This is a genomic window from Sphingobacterium sp. CZ-UAM (genome assembly GCF_002000245.1).
Taxonomy (GTDB): Bacteria; Bacteroidota; Bacteroidia; order Sphingobacteriales; family Sphingobacteriaceae; genus Sphingobacterium.
Genome location: NZ_MTCM01000002.1, coordinates 166,939 through 184,551 on the forward strand (window position 1 = coordinate 166,939; position 17,613 = coordinate 184,551).

Genomic DNA, 17,613 nt, shown 5'->3' on the forward strand with positions numbered 1-17,613 from the left:
TTACTGTGTATTATGGATCTTGTCACACAGTATACTTTTAAGTTTTTGACAATCAATTTCAATGCGGTCTCTGTCTTTTGCCTTATGTTTTTTCTGTAGGTATTTTCCAGCTACCGTAATTGCTTTTTGCGTGATCAGGTGATCGAGCTGCCTTGAGGAAAGATTGAGACAGGTGCGAATAAGGGATGATATCCTAAGTTGAAAGTCAAAGGGATAGTCCACCTTAAATCTTAAGATCCTGTCATTCGAAGACAGCAATTCATCGCTTGAAATCTGGTTATATTGCAAAGCATAGTTTACTGTAGCTAAATCGGCTTCTACCTTATTCTTTCTTCTCGTTTCTTCGGAAAACGCATATTTCCAAGCCAGCTCTGTATCGTTGTTTTGAAATTTGTTGAACAATATACTATCTATTGCAGTTGGTCGAGTACGTGAAAATATAGTCAAATTGTATGTGCTATCGCATTTAACACATCGATAAATCAACCATACGTCAACGTTTTTTTTCTGTGCATTTATTCTGAATTTTTCACTGCAATAAAATTGTTTACTATCGCAGTGGCTACATGATTTTTTTAGTAACGGTGTATTGTTTGGGCTGACAGCCCATGTATATTCCTTTTGCATTATTTATAGTCGTGCTTAATATTCTTTATTAATTTTTTTGATATTATTCACGATGTCTCTATTATCGCAACACGAGCGTATAGGTAGCTTGCATAGCAAAAAAGAAATATTTGCTACTGCAATAGGGTGAATAATAAAATCAAGTGAAAACCTGTTTGGATAGGATTATCCAAATAAAAGAATGATTAGCCTGTGGTTTGTGAGGCTAATTAAGCAACTATAAATTTAAGAATTGTGTTCAAAACGTAGTCGTTTGGTCTACATGCTAAATTAAGGAATTTAATTGAAATTACTAAGAAATATTTTGTCTTGGTAAGTGGCGTTAATCGAACAATTTGTATGGAAAGAGATTTTTGGCCTATGTGTCCAACGGTTATTGACTCCCAAAGTAGCAATGAAATTGAACGTGGACATTCTCGACATCTGAAGGTATAAACGTTGTTTGATCATTTAATCTTTTCTTTTCTTCTTTTGATGTTTTTCTCTTCCTCTTTTGATGTGATTATACGATTCGTCAGATTGGCTACAGCTGGAAAAAAACAAGCTTGGGACGGTGGCAGTTTTGGTATCAAACTTGTCTTGTTTGGATACTAATAGCTCTTTGGTATATTGACGCAGGTAACGATCATCCTGATCAACCTCTTCGTTATTATCTTCCGTGGACTTGCTGATGTATCGATTTGTTGCTTTGTCAAAATTATATTCCTCCAGGTCGGGATAAGAAATGCTATACGCCGCATTGGAAAATATTGCCGTTAGCTCAATGCTTCCAGCCCTTTCATATTCTTTTTTCATTGCGAGTATTTCAAGCCAGCGCGCTTGAGTAGAGTCTACTTGATTTTCTCTTAAAAAGCCCTCCCTGCCGCCATAATTAGAAAGACTAATGGCAAGCTTTTTATCTTCAGTTAAATACAGATAGGCAGCGAAATTCGCTCGCGCTCTTTGTGGTTTATTATAGATTGCAATGAAGTCATTGAAGCGCTGGTCATTTTGATAGTGGAATGTATGGTATGCTGGTCCAGCATCAAAATCTTCTTTTTGTACAGCGAATTTCAACTGTGATATCGGTTGTGATTGCTCATAGATATAGGGGAAATCAAAGCAATTGGCCCCATCGTTGAAAACTGGTTGCATATTGTCATCTCCAAGCTGTACAAAAGTCTTTCCCTCTTCGAAACCTCTAAAATTGACAGATACGTTATCTCCTAAAGTGGGGTTATGATTTGCATATAGTAGAAATTGTGGTAACTGGTCTGGATAAAAAAGAAGGTAATCTTTTTCGAAGACATAGGATCCAAAAACCATGGTAGCATAACCATATAACATGAATTTGCCGTCTTCAAAGAGACTAATGCCACTGAGATTACCGTACTGCCCGCTGATCGTCTTGACTCTATCTTTGCCAGTAGCGATATAATGAATAATTTCTTGTGCCATAATATTTCTACTTATAACAATAAGGACAGCGAAACTTATTATGATTCGCCTAATGCCTACGTTATTAAAGAATGTATTTTTCATAAACATATCATTACCGATTTGTCAAAGCTAAGAAAGGAATACTTACCACAGCAGTGATATTTACGAATCGTAAATAGTTTTTACGATTCGCAAATATCAGTCAGGATGTCACAGGTATTTGCAATTTGACAAGTGTCCCTCCTGCAGGATTTCTCGTGATTTTTATACTCGCTTTCCTGCCCAGGAGTTGCATCCGTTCGTGACTGATGGTTCCAGATAATGAGCGATGAGGGGTTTCTTGGACATTTGACTCAGACTTGCCACTATCAAGGATTTCAACCGATAAAATATCTCCATCCAATTGGAAATGAATGTCCACATTGCCTTTACAGGTTTCGAGGTCAATACCATGTAGTAGGGCATTCTCGACATAAGGCTGTATCAACATTGGAGGTAACATGATGGCACTAAGATCCTGCTCGTCTGGCTGTATGATCTGATAGGTAAAAGCATCTTCAAAACGCATTTGTTGTAAGTTCAGATAGTTTTCCAGTGTTTCGATCTCTTCATTTAGAGGGACCAGATTCTCCCGGCTTAACTCCAGATTGCTCCGCAACAAACGACTAAAGCGATTGAGATACTTGATGGCACTTTCTTTCTTATCTAATCGCACAAAACTCTGTACCGCTGCTAAGGTATTGAAGATAAAATGTGGTTCCATCTGTGTGCGTAGTAATTGTTGCTGCAGCAGGACTTTTTCTTTTTCCTGACTTAGGCGTCGCTGACGGAAACTATAGTATAGAAAGAACAATATAATGATCAATAAGATAAGACCCAAAGAGGATATTATCAGCCACAGGCGATTTTGCTGTAACTGTAATTTATTGATCTTAATGCTTTCATTCAAGGTTCGAATGGACTGGTCCTTGGCTTGTAGTTGATACAAGGCATTCATTTCGGCAATAGCTTGTGTGTTTTCCGAATGGTAGACATTTTTCTGTAATTGCACAATATGATTTAGGACAGCTATGGCTTCTTCTTTTTTACCTTGTAGACGGTACAGCTCGGCTAAGCTCTTTTGAAAGAGTATTTCATTATGGGGAAAGATCAATTTAGGAAATTGTGTTCTAAGCTCTTTTGCTTTAACTATATAATGTACTGCCTGTTTCGGATTTTTAAATAATACATAAATTGCTGCAACATTGCAGTAATTTACAAACAGATTATTCATCAATACCGTAGACTCTTTGATATTACCCGAGCTTTCATCAATTTTTATTTTAAGCAATTGATAATGTAATAAAGAATCTTGCTGTTTTGTTGTTTCAAAGTACTGTATTTTCGAATCGTATAAAAAACTGATGTTATATTTATCAGGAAATGTACGGTGTAGATCTTCTAGTTTTTGGAGATAAGGAAGGATTTCTTTTGCAGGTTTCTGCAATGCATTTAACACCTGAATCATTTGTACGAATACCCGCTGGCGATTGATATGTCCTGCTGGAAGCGAATCTGAAAGTGGGAGTGCCGCCCGGTTCATCTTTTCGGCAAGATTGTACTGAAACGAACTTAGGTTATTTTGTGCTGCGGAGAGCAATATGGCCGATTTCGCTTCGGCAGAAAGTCCTGCAGTGCTGTCCGAGAGAACGATCGCAGCTGCTTTGTTGTAGTAATAGCCGGCTTCACGTTCTTTTGCTTCGACACTTCGGATATTGCCAATGCCATTGTAGATAAGCGCTTTGTATTTTAGATTACCGCTTGTGGGTTCGATCAATTCGAGTGCCTGCTCCACAAAAAAGCCAGCAGAATCCTGCTGAAGCATGGCATATAAGCGGGCGGTATTGTATTTAACTTTTGCAAAGAACACGGTGTCTTTTCTTACATCAGGATTTTCGCCAAGTTGCCGCCAGGCTTTCTTGAGCGAGTCACCGTTCGTGCGGGTTAACCTCGTATCTTCGAGCTCCTTTATCTGCTTTAAAATAGCCTCATTACCCTGAGCGGAAAAAGTCGGTCTTTCGCCGCAAGCTACAATATGTAAAATAAGCAGCAAAACGAAAACACTGTGTAATAGATGTCTCATTTCTCTGGGAAAAGCTGGGTTAAAATGATGTTCTTCCGCCGCGATGAAATGGGGATTTCTTCCTTGTTTTTCAATACGATATACTCCGAACGGTTGACACCGGTTATGTACTTACGGTTGACCAGATAGGATTGATGGGTGCGTAGGAAGTATGGGGCGGGCAACAATTCCTCATAATATTTCAGTGGTTTGGATATAAGCTCCTTGGAACCATCACTCAGAAAGAAAAAAGTATATGGACCATCACCTTTACAGTAAACAATGTCGTGAACAGCAACGATACGTACATTATGAATGGATGTCAAAGCAATACTTTCTGGTAAATCGCCATGTTGCATGGCACCATGCGCCATATTTAGCTGCTGCATCCATTGCGGATTATTATCACTCCGACGACGGTAGCGCTCTAATGCCTCTTTTAACTCCGTTTGGTCAACAGGTTTTAACAAGTAGTCCAGAGCACCATACTTGATTGCCTTGATGGCAAAATGATTATAGGCGGTGATAAATATGACGTTTTGTGGGATAACGTTGAGTTTTTTTAGAAGATCGAAGGCTGTACCATCCTTAAGTTGAATATCCATTAGGATTACGTCCGGTTTCTTTTCTTCAATTAATTTTGCAGCAGTTCTGACACTGTCGCTCCAGCCAATTAGTGCTGTGTCGGTTTCCTCTTGTATGAGGTAACTGATTTCCTTACGGACAGCGGGTTCATCTTCTATTATCGCTACTGTTATCATTTTTTGACTTTTCTGTTCGGTAAAAATAATAATTGTGAGTAAAAAAAATCTAATTCTTTTAGAATTTGCGCTGTTCCATTCAATTTTCGATACTGACCGTCCATTTTTATATTCAGTCTTTCGCGAATCATAAACGATAGAAATAGAAAACTCTTGCACTTGATCTATTGTTATATGAACTAGAATAGGACTGGGTATAGTCCGCGGATAATTACATTAATTAAATTTGGGATGGTAGTACGATTTTTTGTTTGTTTCTCTTTTATATTAAGTACAATTTATTGTTTTGGTCAAGTCAATGTAGACAAAATGCGAGCCGATTATGCCGCAGCTGTTAAAGATAAAAAACTATGTGAAGCCAATTTAAAGACTTTGGAAGCAGCGGCAAATACAGCGACAGAGAAAGGATATCTTGCTGCTTATGAGATTCTTTGGGCAAAGCATATGGGAAATCCCTTTTCGAAGTTGGGCCAGTTTAAAAAAGGTAAGAAATTATTGGAATCGGTTATTATCAAATATCCGGATAATATTGATTTACGTTTTATCCGTTGGAGTGTGCAGACACATGCACCATCGTTTTTGAATTACAGTAAAGACCGATTGCGGGATAAAAAATTTTTGGTGCAGAACCTGTACAAGTTGCCTAATCCCGAAGCTAGAAAAATAATTTATGTCTACCTGAAGGAGGCAAATAGCTATCTTAAGGGGGAGCATATATTCTCGCAGAAAGAACTTGCCGAACTTTCCAAATAAGCAGATATAAGTTAGCGGAGGTGCCTCGTAATATATTTGTATTTGCTTTCGGAAGATGGTAATTGGGAACAATTTATTACACTTAAATTAGAAAAGTATTAAAGCGAAGATTCAACGCGGAACATATTCACAGAAACCTTTAAATCTTGGCATAGGCCAAGATTTTTTTAAATCCAAATGCGCAAGTTTGTATTATCAATAGCAATTAAAAATTTAAAAGATGAAACAGGTATTTATTAATCTCGCAGTGGCGGATGTAAACAAATCGATGGATTTTTATACTCAATTGGGTTTTGAAGTAAATCTACAATTTTGTGATGATGATGCTAAATGTATGGTCTGGAGTGAGCATATATTTGTTATGATCATGACACATGATAAATTTAAATCCTTTACGAATAAACCTCTAGCCGATACCAAAAATCATATTGCTGGGCTATTTGCCCTCTCTGTGGAAAGTCTGGATCGCGTAAATGAAATTGTTGATAAGGGGCTGGCTGCGGGAGGAACTGAACCAATGCCAATGATGGATCATGGTTTTATGCAGTTAAGAAAGTTGGAAGACTATGATGGTCATACCTGGGAAATATTTTATATGGATATGAGTAAATTTCCAGGTGCTTAATAGGCTTTATACTACGGAAATTGCATGATAAGATTCAAAATTTTGTAGATCGTATGCTTCGATTGTTATCTAGGAATGAGCATTGAAGTATACGATTTTACGTTTATATAAGTTTTTGCTATGATAGTGAAGTAGATCGAATGATCAAATTAGGCGGATGTCGCTTTGGTTCGTTGAAATCGTGATTTTAGATGTTGTCGCCGTGAACGCCGTAAACGTGATCTTTTGACAGGGTAATGCCGGTTTTTGGTAATATTATTAAAAATAAGTGCTACTACAAATAAAATCAGGCAGCCGGAGAGTACGGGACTCAATACATACCAATACCCTAAGGAAGAAATTTTGGTTCCACTACTGACAGCAATTAGCGCCGTCGCTCCCCCTGGAGGGTGTAATGTGCGGGTATGTTGCATGCATACAATAGACAAGGCTACTGCAAAGGGGGCAGTGAGCCAGATGATATCGGGAAGTAGCTGTGCTACGGTAACTCCAGCTATTGCTGAAACCACATGACCTCCGATTAAGTTTCGAGGTTGTGCAAGCGGGCTTTGTATGGCTCCATAAACAAGAACAGAGGAAGCTCCAAATGATCCGATCAGGAATATATTCTCCAAGGGAGGAAAATGAAGTGATTGAATAAAAGCGATAATAAATATACCCACAAATGCACCGATAAAAGACCAAAAATGTTCCCAGGGATCAATTAATGTTTCCCGATAGATAACATATCTGTAAATGCGGAGTTGCCGATGAAGTTGATTTTTCATGTTGATCTGCGCAAAAATAGGGATTTTTAAGATTTCATTTTTATATCTTTTATATCAATTTTTGTGGTATTTATAAATAAGCTAGACAATATGTTGTCCTAAATTCTATTTTAACGAATTTATGGAGTTAACGATTTTAGTTCTGAAAAAGAACATTTGAATAGGAAAGTTAAGGTTTTTCACGAATTTGACGTTATAATTTCACCTAAACAAGTCGAATATACATATGATAGTATTCGCCACCGATGAAAGGCATTTTGTTCCCTAATGTGAAGCCAAGCCGTTCATAAAGCTTCTTGGCATTAGGATTATCTAGGTCAACCAATAAACCTATTTGTTTAAAACCGTCTGTTTTGGCATGTTTGATCGCATGTCTCAATAATTCAGTGCCTACGCCCTTACCTCTTGCAGCAGGGGATACCGCAACAGAATCTATATAAAATTCCTGGCCTGTTGTCTCAGGTTCAGGGATTAGATCATTGGCGTATTGTTTTTGCATGACCTCCAGTATCGGTTGTCGTAGTGCAATAAAATGATCGGCATCATATCCAGTCAATGATCCCATAATATTGCCTTCGGGATCTACAGCAACAAAAGTATTTTCATGACTATATAGATTTTTGCTTTGCTGAAAAAGATCTGTTAAAAAATATACTGCTTCTTTTTTGTCCTCTTTTTGTATAAAACGAAAGATAATATCTTCCATCGCCTGTAACATGATTTCAGGTACAACGGCGGCATCATCTTGTTGTGCTGGTCTAATCGTCAAATGCATAATTCGTATTTGCTGTATAGGAGCTAAGTTAATAAAATGATCTGTTTTCTTTTAAATGTTGCGATATTGGTTTCTTAAGTGGGGTGAATAAATAGAACGAATATATAACGAATTGCACTGAATATGAATTGTTGTATCCCAATGCATCCATTTCTTATTACTTTTGGGTAAAGTTGTATCAATAAATAATAAAACCTATATATGGTTCTTAAAGCTACGGTTTCGGCCTTCATTGTGACTGTTTTGGGATTATTGGCAATGTTGTTAACACAAGATGCTGATATGGACTTGGTTTATGGTGCATTTTGTGTTTCGCCTTATTTTCTTGTAATTACCCTTATTTACTTTCATTTTAATAAGCTTCGGAAACGATGTAATGTCTTTGAGAAGCCCAGTATTGTCTTTGAGGGTATTTACAGTTTTTTATATTATTTTATATTTTCCACATTGTTACCGGTGTTGCTTTTTGTCGGTACACTAGGTGACGCATATGAGCACAAGATATACGCTGATCTGGGGGGAGTAATTTCTGAGATGTTCCCGCTGATTTTAATTTTGAGTATTTTTTTGAGTTTATTTAGTAGCATTACCTTTGTTTGGGGCCTAAAATCTTGGACAGCATTGATACTGACGTTTTTGGCCTGTATTTTATTCACTGTACTTGTCTCTATTTTTTCGACTGTTGGCCGTGAGGTTCGGGAAGCTGAACGGGAGCGGCAAGATCAGGCAGATAATTTAAAAGAGGGTCGATTTGAATGGGCTGCCGCAATGAGTAATCCAGCAGGTTATCCGGTACAACTCTACAAAGGGACATTCATCTTCCCGAAAGATAAGAATTATGAGTTTACATTTAGTGAAGGAAATACTGTGAATTATCACGCGAAATGGGGAGAGGCAGGTGCTGAAACCTATAAACGTATAATGTCATTGCCAAAGGCAATTGATGTAACTTGGTATTCGTTTTCAGAGAATACTTTCTATCAATTCCATGACACAATAGATTACAACAAATTGCTTACACTTTTTAAGCAGCCTTATATCGAAAGAAGAATAAACAGTGATGTTGAGGAACATTATAACAAGATTATTTTCGGGTTTGCTCCCGGTGGAGGACTCGTGGTATGGGCTGGAGGATCTGGGTATCGCCAAGTTGAAATAGGTCAGTATCAAGCGAAGAAAATCGATATTGGTCGGAAGGTTTCTGACAGTAAGGAGATGGTGTATGGCGATTTATTTAATCAGGAGTGGCGCAATAAGGTCTTGACAGATACGATGATTATTCCTTTGGCCATACAAATGGCAAAAAAAAATCAGCCTATTCCTAATGATTATTGGAAAAAACTGGGCGCAGCTTACACCTGGAACCCAAAGTTTGTGGTCGCTCCAGAAATAAAAACGTATGATGCTATTTTTCGGTATTTTAATGCTGAACGTTTTGCTTTCGACGAAAGGGCACAAAATATAGTTGCTGAAAAAAGGAGAATCCCACAGCATATATATGTCAAATGGTATGATAAAAATCAAAACCGTTGTGCTGTAAATTTTGAATTTGATGAAACGGATATTTTTAACAAATTCAAAGCTTTTTTTGATCGCGATAAAAATATAAAAGCTGAGATGGAAATTAGCGTAGATACCCAAAATGGCAGGGCGACTGCCCGATTAAAAAATGCTGAACATGAGCTTTTGCTGATGGAAACCCAAATCATAGCATATGGCGAGAAGTTTTGATCTTCGGGTGGACGCGTCGGTGTTAAAAAGTCTTTTGCTGCTCGAGCTAACAATTTTTTAACAAAAGAGACTGATTTCTTAGTTGGATAAATTGTATATTTACGACAACGAATCAGGGCCTTTACCCTCGTTTTATTAGTCTATATTAACCATTTTGCTAAATAATTAAAAAAGTCATTCCAATACTATTGGGGAATCCAACTGTTTATGGGGAATGTCTGATTTTAAGAGGGCAGATCTGGAAATTAAATCTATTACGAGTTGACCTGTTACCATTAGCCATTTTAATAAAAATTTGACCTTTTTAAAAATGAAAGTTTATTTATTTTGTATGTTGTTCTTAGCTATTCTGACAATAAAAACTACGAGTATAGCCCTTGGACAATCTATAGAAAAAATAACACATATTGAAGATCCGGTTCGTCAATTGGAAGCTATCCTCCAATTTCCAGCTAACTTTGGGAAGGATACTGTTGCATTAAAAAATACGTTGGCTCCTGTTCTAACGTTCGCCGATAGGAAACATAATAATATACTGAAATGGGGATACTATATGCGTATGGCAGATGGATATTCGATTGCGTTTGATCGGACTAATGCTGTTTCTGATCAGTACTATCGGCTTGCGGAGCAATTGCTTCAAAAGTATCCTAGTATTGAATTGGAAATGATAGGCTATGCGAGGCAGGGCTACTATAACTTTGTCTATCGAAAAGTAAAGGAAGCATTTCCATTCTTCTTGCGTGCAAATGATTTAAAATCCAGAATTGACATCAAAAAAATACCATTGGTCGTTAAGCACTACCAATTCATCGCAAATTTTTATAGTTATATTGGAGATCATAGTATCGCCGTTGATTACTTGCAGGAGGCATTACCTTTTTCGAAAGCAGCATCAAGAGAACGTGTTGACCTTATCAATGCCATTGCGGTTTATCTAACGAAGGATTCGCTTAATCATCAAGCTGTTACTTATTTCAACCGCGCGATGTCGGAAGCAAAATTGGCCAAAGATTCCGTGTGGATTGGCATTATTTCTGGGAATCTAGCTGATCAGGCATGGAAAGCTGGCAATAAACAAAAAGCAATTGCTTTAATTCAAAAGAACATAGCGCTTTCTATGCAATTTAATGAGCGAAAAGATGCCATGCGGGCAAATCTCAATTTGGCTAATTGGTATATCGTCCTAAAAAAGTGGGCACTGGCCCGACAGCATGTTGTAACCAGCATGAACCTAATGGAAGAAAAACCCTATTTTCTGCAATATAAGATGGAAGCCTCAAAATTATTGTCTGCTATTGCCCAGGGATTAAATCAAAAAGGAGATGAACTTAAATATTTACATGTCTATCTGCTTTTAAAAGACTCATTAGAAAAAAGGATAAATGATAAAGAGATACAAAGGGCCCTTTGGCAAAGGGAAACCGAACGATATCATCGAGCGATTCAATCTGCCGAGGAAAAAAGACTCCATACCAAACGGATCTATCAATTTATAGGGCTCTGTTTGATTTTAGTGTTTGCGATCGTATTGCTCTTAATCAACAGGTCCAAAGCAAAAATCAAAATGAGAAATACTCTTCTTGAAAAAGACCAGCTCAAGCTAGGTTACGAGCGGCAATTACTCGATCAGGAGCTTTTGATCTTAAAAGATTCTCTTAGCGAATTTACCGATACAATCAAACAAAATGATACAACTATTCAAGAGCTTCGGCAGGAGATTGTGAAGGTATCCGAACAAAGCCCAGCGTATATGGCCCAAGTTTCTGATACTTTAAATGCCATGTTGCAGACACATATTATGACTGATGAACGATGGTTAAAGTTCAGGCATGTTTTTGATAAAGTGTATCCAGGTTATTTATCACAAATGAAACAAAATTATTCAAAAATTACAGATAACGACCTGCGCATACTTGCATTGCAAAAATTGGAACTTAACAACAGCAGTATGAGTGAGCTCCTCTGCGTGTCTAATGAAGCAATAAAAAAAGCAAAACAACGTCTAAAGAAAAAGATGGAAGTGGGTGATTAAAATGAATCCGTACTAATTTAACGATATGTACCTGGTCAGGATGGGAAATAATAGGGATTTGGTAGGTTAAGGATGCGATTAGGATAAAGAATAATCAAGTTGGCTCTTCTGTAAGCCAACTTGATTATAGCTGGAAATCTAGGAGGCTGTATCAGCCATTAGAAATCTATTTTGCGTTTTTCGCTGTAACATTAAGTTCAATGTCGACATTTTGTGCGATCATCCAATCTTGTGGATTACCTTCTGTACCATAAGTAAGTCCCCAATCTTGTCTTTGGATCGTAAATTTAGAATAGAATGTAACCTCTTCACCATTGAAAGTGATTTTAGCAGGAAATGTCACATTTACTGTTTTGTCTTTGATTGTCAAGTTTCCACTGACTGTGTTTGTAGCATCGGCAACAACACTTTTTCCTTGCGCAGCATCAAATGGAGCAACTTTGGTGATTTCAAACTTCGCTGTTGGATATTTAGCCGTATCGAAGAAATCAGCACTTTTTAAGTGTGCATCCAAATCTGTTGATTTTTTGCCACCTGCGGTAGTAGGGTCTACAGAAGCGCTATCTGTTACAATTGAATTGATATCAATAGTAAACGATCCACCAGTAACAGCATTGTTTTCAGCCGAAAGTGTACCCTCACTTTTTAATACACCGTATCTTGGATTCAAACCACCTTTGTGGTAACCAGTCCATTTTACTGTGCTTTTGTCTGCCTCTACAGTATAGGTCTGTCCTTTTTGTTCAGTCACCTCTTGTGCTGATGTTGTTTTTGCTTTGTCTCCACCTGTATTCTGACAAGAAGCGAATAACAGAATAAGTGCTAAACCTGAGATTAATTGTTTTTTCATTTTTTTATCGTTTTATTTTTTAATAAGATGTTTGTATTGTTCTGTAACGTTGGCATCAATCATGCCATTTTAATTTATGATTACAAAGGTAGATTATAGATAGTTTATTTTTGGTATTAGTTTCCTTAAAGAAACTACTTTCCAAAAAGATAGTGGGCTGTGTAGCTGTAATTCAGTATTTTTGTACTCAATAGAAGGAGATCAAGTAAAATGAAAAAGGAAGCACTATCAAGTTCCTCCACTGCTTGTAAAACGCGGATATTGGCGATAAATGATAGCATGGAGATTTTGGCAGGTAAATGGAAATTCCACATTATTGGGACATTAATGTTGTTTGAAAAGTTACGGTTTATGGAATTGTTAAGAGAAGTTGATGGGATTGGGGCAAAAATGCTGTCCAAAGAGCTGCAAGATCTGGAAATGAACCGTCTTATCAGAAGAACCGTCTTGAATACCAAGCCACTTACTGTGGAGTATGAGCTTACTGATTGCGGTAAAACTTTAGGGCCTATTATTGATGAAATAGCTAAATGGGGTATTACTTACAGAAGCACACTTTATCAAAAAAACGAGACTAGTCCAGCTGCTATATAGGTGGTTTGTTCTTTAATTTACAATAGGTTTTCACTTGGGTGAAATGATTACTGTGATGCTTATTTTCGAAATCAGATCAAATGTGTGTTAAAGTTCTAAGCGGTAGTACAATGAGTAACCAGTTGTGCCATCAAGCCAATACACAAGCTCCCGGTGACTATATTCGAAACCTGCGCGATGGATCGCCTTTTTTGAAACCGTGTTGATTTCCCGATGACTGATGACGAGCCGTTTGATCTGTTGTGCATCGACCCAGGCCATTCTAATTTTGTATAAAAGATTTGAAAGCCCTTGTCCGCGATATTTAGGACGAATAAAAGATTGCCCAAAATAGGCTTCAGAATCGTTTAATAATAGCATGCTGGTCATACCGATTAGTTCGTCTTTTTTGAAAAGTCCAAAGACAATCCGCGGATATTTTATACGCTCTTGCCAGTCTAAATCAGAGAGATCGCTTTCTGCCGGATCGCTCCATCGAAATAAGGTGGGCTCCGTCTGAATTGCTTCCAGACGAATTGATTTATAATATTCAAATTCGCTTTCCAATAACTGACGAATAGAATAGGGGGCAGAATCAAGTTTTAAAGGTTGAAAACACATGTAGTAATCGCTAAATTATCGAAAAACTAGTTATTTGTCAACACATTAATGATGTTTTTTCGATACTCCTGATCTTTTTCCCTTAATTCAAGAATTCTATTTTTGAGGTCAATATTCACATACCATTCTGAATAACGATCCTTTTCGTTTGTATCATCAAAGAAAATTTTGGTTTTTATATACTCTTCGTCAAAATACTCTGGTTGGCCACTAAGTACAAATGCTGTGGAGCTTATGGTGTCGAGCATCTTGAAAGAGCTGGCCTCAGTTTTAAACAAGGTACTTACAGCCTTAGCGAAATTATCACTCAATTCCCCTATGGAATAGAAGTTGACTCCTTCTCGATAAAATCTTTTCTTGTCTACTTCTGTATTGACGATACCTAATTTCATATCGCGTCGAAATGAGAGCTCTATACCTACAGTTTCTTTCCCCCAAAGACCCTTTGCCTGGATAATATGATTTAGGTTTTCATCATTCCAGTTTTTGGTTATCGTTAGTTGCAGATCTACAAAGTCCTGGTCTTCACTCACATCAATCTGCTTCAATTTATGTTGTCCTTTTAAGAAATTTAAAAAGCTCATATTGTGTTAATATATTTTTGAGCCGATCTTAACAAATTATCTTGGTTGCATCTGGTTCAGCCAGATGGCTTTTTATTTGTCGTTATCATAACTCTGGCTAAGTAAAATAAAGATAGTAAAAGTTTTGATTGTGCAACAGGGCTACGATAGATAATATCCAAAGATTTTGATGCGGATCCGAAGCTGAATCTTTTTCAATTTCTATAGAAGGGAGAATAGGGAGAATAATGGAACGAAAGGTATGATGTAGGCTGTCTCTTTTTTATAGAAGAGACAGCCATTACGTCTAATTTTTTCGGAATAGATTTTCTTCGGGTATGTCGGTCATTTTAGAACCGTTAACACGATATTGAAGTTTCAAGGTAAAACCACCCCCCGCTTCTATAAAATCGATGCTAATCGGATGATATCCTTTTTCTAAAGCGATCTGTCCGCTTTTCATAATTGGGGCATGCTGTCCGTCGTTGTCTACGACCACCTGATCATGTATGCGCAAAACTCCGCCGTCATCGCAAGTGAAATAGAAATTATAGATCCCCTTTTCTTTTACGTATAGATAACCCTTAATTTTTGCACCAAATGAAGGCATTTTAATTGTATCGCTCAAATGGATATTCTTAATAATCTCCTGGCGTACCGCTTCACCTTTTATTGCAGTTGTGTTTGCAAACGTTCCATTAAATAGCGTTGCGGTCAATCCCGGCTGCATATTCTTCACATCTTCGGTAACACTTTTTTTCCAGGTGTCTTTCTTGAAATTCACTTGGTACAATTCGCTTTTCGCTCCTGAAGAAGATATCGTTGCGAAACGTATGGTTCCTTCGTCTTTGACAATAAGTGAATCGCTTAGCACCGGGCTTTTCTGCGTTGGTAGACTACCATCAGTGGTATAATGAATTGCATTTTCTGGAAGTTCATTCTCAATTTTTAGCATGGATCGTCCATCAATGATAACCTGATTATCGGCAAAACCATTTAAATCCGGCATCCGGTAACGCAGTCCCATTTTGTTCCAGAGCCCAAAGTGAGCGATTAATCTATTTCTATAGCTCTCATATAGTGGTTTATTGGTCCAGACCCGTTCTGCCAAAGCGCTCAATCTTGGCAGAATCATAAATTCTAACCGGGCTGTCGATGGAATCATTTCTGTCCATATATTTGCCTGTGCGCCCTGAACTAAATTTGATTTGTTGCTTAGAATATCAGAAGGTATGACAGACATATTATATACCGCATCCAAACTGCTACTATTGGGAAGGTAGTCAAAATACAAGGGGTTGGTAGGTGTCATGATGAGTTGATGACCACGGTTAACTGCCTCACGAGGAGCGTTTTTTACCCACCCCCGCCAATACATCACTGTCATCGATGTATCCGAACCACCATCAAGTATTTCATCCCAACCAATGCTGCGTTTGTTTTTCGAACGTATGAAGTTATTAACCCGTTTTACAAAATAGCTCTGTAGGTCATGTAAATTTGCTATGCCTTTCTCCTTCATAAATGCTTTGGCTATAGCTGAATTTGACCAGGAATCTTTTTCGACTTCGTCAGCACCAATATGAATATAAGTGGAAGGGAAAAGCTCGATAACCTCGCTAAGTACGTTTTCTATGAACGTATAACTGCTTTCCTTCCAGGGACTGATTGGTACGGAGAACTGTTTTCCCCAGCCTGCAGTCTCGCTATCCAGGAGTAGCTCGGGGTAAGCTTTGGTAGCGACCATCATGTGACCGGGCATATCGATCTCAGGTATAATCTCGATTTGTCTGCTCGATGCATAGGCGACGATATCCCTGATATCCTGTTGCGTGTAAAATCCACCATACTCCTCTTGTCCATTATGGATGCGCTTGTGTTCGCTGGGAAGATTGAAATCGGGGTTGTCTTTTGCTTTGGCAAGACATGCTGAATCTTGGTTATTATAGGTTCTCCACGCACCTTCTGAAGTAAGTTTTGGGTATTTTTTTATCTCGATACGCCAGCCTTGATCATCTGTGAGATGCAAGTGAAGCTTGTTGAATTTATAGGACGATAAGAGATCGATAAACTTGTACAAATAGTCTTTTGAGAAGAAGTGTCGCGCTACATCTAGTTCTACACCACGCCATTGAAATGCTGGCTGATCTTTAATTGACAGATAGGGCAAACGAATAATACCACTGGATTTAGCTAGGAGATAAACCTGCTGTACGGTTTGTAATCCATAAAATATCCCCTGATCCGAGGACGCTGAAATTTGTATTCCTTTTTTGTCAATTGTTAATTCATAACCTTCCTTGGAAAGGCCATTTTTTTAATCAATCGTAACGTTGCACTAGCATGTGTCACCTTCTTTTTGGAAATATTTCCAAATAACGCTTGACGTATCCATTGATCTAAGGCGTTTGAGGAGATGTCGGGATCAATGGTATAAGAGAGTTCTCCCTTGGCTATTTGAAAGAAACCCGTAGATGATTCCAGTTGTTGGGGAAAAGGGATCAGCTGGGGAGGATGATTTTTTTCTTGCGCATAACTTGTACTAGGCCAATAGAAAGCGGATAATAGCAGGAGCAGTGAAATAGCTTTAGACATAAAGTTTTTTGTGATTTCTTAATAATTACGTGTTTGTGATCTTACCAAATAGAATTTGTCGGTTTAGCATGAAAAACTCGGAACCAATATAGAAATATTTTATGTAAACGGAGGTAACAAAAGATATATGCTAGAAATACTGTTATCTAATGACATCGTTATAAAACCTATACGCATGTTGATTTATTTTTTGGATCGGAAGGCATTATTAGGGCAAGGGGGAGGGTGGGATTTAAGCTGGTTTTATTTCGGGAAAATTGAAACTAATTTCCAGCTATCTTTTCAAATAAACCGGGATAGTTTAGGACCAGTCCATTCTCATCCACCTGAATATGAGCTGTAAAATCACTGACGATATTTTCGTATAGATATTCGTTGAAATCTGTCCTTGTATAACGTTGTCGAACAGGTGTGATTTGGTTATTGATCAGATCGATATAGATGATATCTATTTCTTTTGAATCACCAATTTTAAGCTGTAGATTGTTTATTGGTAGCGTGTTTGTAAAGGGAGTTAAAGAGATATCTATATATAGAAAACCTTTGAAGCTAGGATTATCGAAATGATTGATTTCCCAATTGATACCTGTTTTTTTCCCAGTTAGGGTATTTTTGATCATATCGACCTCGGAATCAATAAAAAACTCCTCGATCTCCCACTGTTTGTTTATAGTCAGTTGATAAGTTGCTGAATAAATTTTTTCCTGATAGTAACCTATAATTCTTGAGACCACGATATGATGATCCTGCTTTTCCTGTATGTTGAAATATTCCAGGGAGTTGAAAGCAACTCCTCGCCATAATATTGTTTTCATCT

17 protein-coding genes and 1 pseudogene are annotated in these 17,613 nt (G+C 37.7%); 5 read left to right on the forward strand and 13 right to left on the reverse strand.

Annotated elements, in window-relative coordinates; all coding sequences use genetic code 11:
• The 4 genes from BWD42_RS10985 to BWD42_RS11000 all read right to left on the reverse strand — a co-directional run bounded on the left by BWD42_RS10985 (nt 1) and on the right by BWD42_RS11000 (nt 4,908).
• The gene (locus BWD42_RS10985; RefSeq protein WP_077436219.1) at nt 1–627 is read right to left on the reverse strand and encodes a DUF1062 domain-containing protein; all 627 of its coding nucleotides are present in this window, start codon (nt 625–627) and stop codon (nt 1–3) included.
• A gap of 450 nt (nt 628–1,077) precedes the next feature.
• Nucleotides 1,078–2,064, reverse strand: coding sequence for a hypothetical protein (locus BWD42_RS10990; protein WP_077436220.1), 987 nt, complete (start codon nt 2,062–2,064; stop codon nt 1,078–1,080).
• 184 nt (nt 2,065–2,248) lie between these two features.
• Entirely contained in the window at nt 2,249–4,168 is a 1,920-nt protein-coding gene (locus BWD42_RS10995) for a histidine kinase (RefSeq protein WP_077436222.1), read from the reverse strand.
• A complete protein-coding gene (locus BWD42_RS11000; RefSeq protein WP_077436224.1) occupies nt 4,165–4,908 on the reverse strand; it encodes a LytR/AlgR family response regulator transcription factor in 744 nt (247 codons plus the stop codon). Before BWD42_RS11000 ends, BWD42_RS10995 begins: the two co-directional genes overlap by 4 nt.
• Nucleotides 4,909–5,139: 231 nt before the next feature.
• Between BWD42_RS11000 and BWD42_RS11005 the strand changes: the two genes are divergently transcribed.
• Entirely contained in the window at nt 5,140–5,661 is a 522-nt protein-coding gene (locus BWD42_RS11005) for a hypothetical protein (RefSeq protein ID WP_139351118.1), read from the forward strand.
• A gap of 220 nt (nt 5,662–5,881) precedes the next feature.
• On the forward strand, nt 5,882–6,286 hold the full coding sequence (locus BWD42_RS11010; RefSeq protein ID WP_077436228.1) for a VOC family protein: 405 nt from the start codon (nt 5,882–5,884) through the stop codon (nt 6,284–6,286).
• A 149-nt stretch (nt 6,287–6,435) separates the two neighbouring features.
• On the opposite strand, the gene BWD42_RS11015 is transcribed toward BWD42_RS11010, so the two are convergent.
• Both BWD42_RS11015 and BWD42_RS11020 read right to left on the reverse strand, forming a co-directional pair.
• Nucleotides 6,436–7,053: an HPP family protein gene (locus BWD42_RS11015; protein ID WP_077436230.1), complete on the reverse strand. Its 618-nt coding sequence runs from the start codon at nt 7,051–7,053 to the stop codon at nt 6,436–6,438.
• A 205-nt stretch (nt 7,054–7,258) separates the two neighbouring features.
• Nucleotides 7,259–7,828: a GNAT family N-acetyltransferase gene (locus BWD42_RS11020; RefSeq protein WP_077436232.1), complete on the reverse strand. Its 570-nt coding sequence runs from the start codon at nt 7,826–7,828 to the stop codon at nt 7,259–7,261.
• Nucleotides 7,829–8,029: 201 nt separating this feature from the next.
• Between BWD42_RS11020 and BWD42_RS11025 the strand changes: the two genes are divergently transcribed.
• Both BWD42_RS11025 and BWD42_RS11030 read left to right on the forward strand, forming a co-directional pair.
• Complete coding sequence (locus tag BWD42_RS11025; RefSeq protein ID WP_077436234.1) at nt 8,030–9,559, forward strand: DUF2931 family protein; 1,530 nt, start codon at nt 8,030–8,032, stop codon at nt 9,557–9,559.
• A gap of 310 nt (nt 9,560–9,869) precedes the next feature.
• The gene (locus tag BWD42_RS11030) at nt 9,870–11,594 is read left to right on the forward strand and encodes a tetratricopeptide repeat protein (protein WP_139351119.1); all 1,725 of its coding nucleotides are present in this window, start codon (nt 9,870–9,872) and stop codon (nt 11,592–11,594) included.
• 166 nt (nt 11,595–11,760) lie between these two features.
• On the opposite strand, the gene BWD42_RS11035 is transcribed toward BWD42_RS11030, so the two are convergent.
• Nucleotides 11,761–12,444 carry a YceI family protein gene (locus BWD42_RS11035; RefSeq protein WP_077436238.1) on the reverse strand — a complete coding sequence of 228 codons (684 nt, stop codon included), beginning with the start codon at nt 12,442–12,444 and terminating at the stop codon, nt 11,761–11,763.
• A 210-nt stretch (nt 12,445–12,654) separates the two neighbouring features.
• On the opposite strand from BWD42_RS11035, the gene BWD42_RS11040 reads away from it, so the two are divergent.
• The gene (locus BWD42_RS11040) at nt 12,655–13,038 is read left to right on the forward strand and encodes a winged helix-turn-helix transcriptional regulator (protein WP_077436240.1); all 384 of its coding nucleotides are present in this window, start codon (nt 12,655–12,657) and stop codon (nt 13,036–13,038) included.
• 87 nt (nt 13,039–13,125) lie between these two features.
• Here BWD42_RS11040 and BWD42_RS11045 read toward each other — a convergent pair whose 3' ends face one another.
• From BWD42_RS11045 to BWD42_RS11060, 6 genes and pseudogenes are all read right to left on the reverse strand, one after another.
• Nucleotides 13,126–13,638, reverse strand: a complete 513-nt coding sequence (locus BWD42_RS11045) for a GNAT family N-acetyltransferase (RefSeq protein ID WP_077436242.1) — start codon at nt 13,636–13,638, stop codon at nt 13,126–13,128.
• Nucleotides 13,639–13,664: 26 nt separating this feature from the next.
• Nucleotides 13,665–14,222, reverse strand: coding sequence for a hypothetical protein (locus BWD42_RS11050; RefSeq protein ID WP_077436244.1), 558 nt, complete (start codon nt 14,220–14,222; stop codon nt 13,665–13,667).
• A gap of 286 nt (nt 14,223–14,508) precedes the next feature.
• A complete protein-coding gene (locus BWD42_RS11055; protein ID WP_254846218.1) occupies nt 14,509–16,281 on the reverse strand; it encodes a family 20 glycosylhydrolase in 1,773 nt (590 codons plus the stop codon).
• A 123-nt stretch (nt 16,282–16,404) separates the two neighbouring features.
• Nucleotides 16,405–16,482: pseudogene (locus BWD42_RS24970) on the reverse strand (hypothetical protein); the annotation flags it as partial.
• A 2-nt stretch (nt 16,483–16,484) separates the two neighbouring features.
• Nucleotides 16,485–16,796 carry a hypothetical protein gene (locus tag BWD42_RS24975; RefSeq protein WP_254846219.1) on the reverse strand — a complete coding sequence of 104 codons (312 nt, stop codon included), beginning with the start codon at nt 16,794–16,796 and terminating at the stop codon, nt 16,485–16,487.
• Nucleotides 16,797–17,059: 263 nt separating this feature from the next.
• A complete protein-coding gene (locus tag BWD42_RS11060) occupies nt 17,060–17,611 on the reverse strand; it encodes a putative glycolipid-binding domain-containing protein (protein ID WP_077436246.1) in 552 nt (183 codons plus the stop codon).
• Nucleotides 17,612–17,613 lie beyond the last annotated feature (2 nt).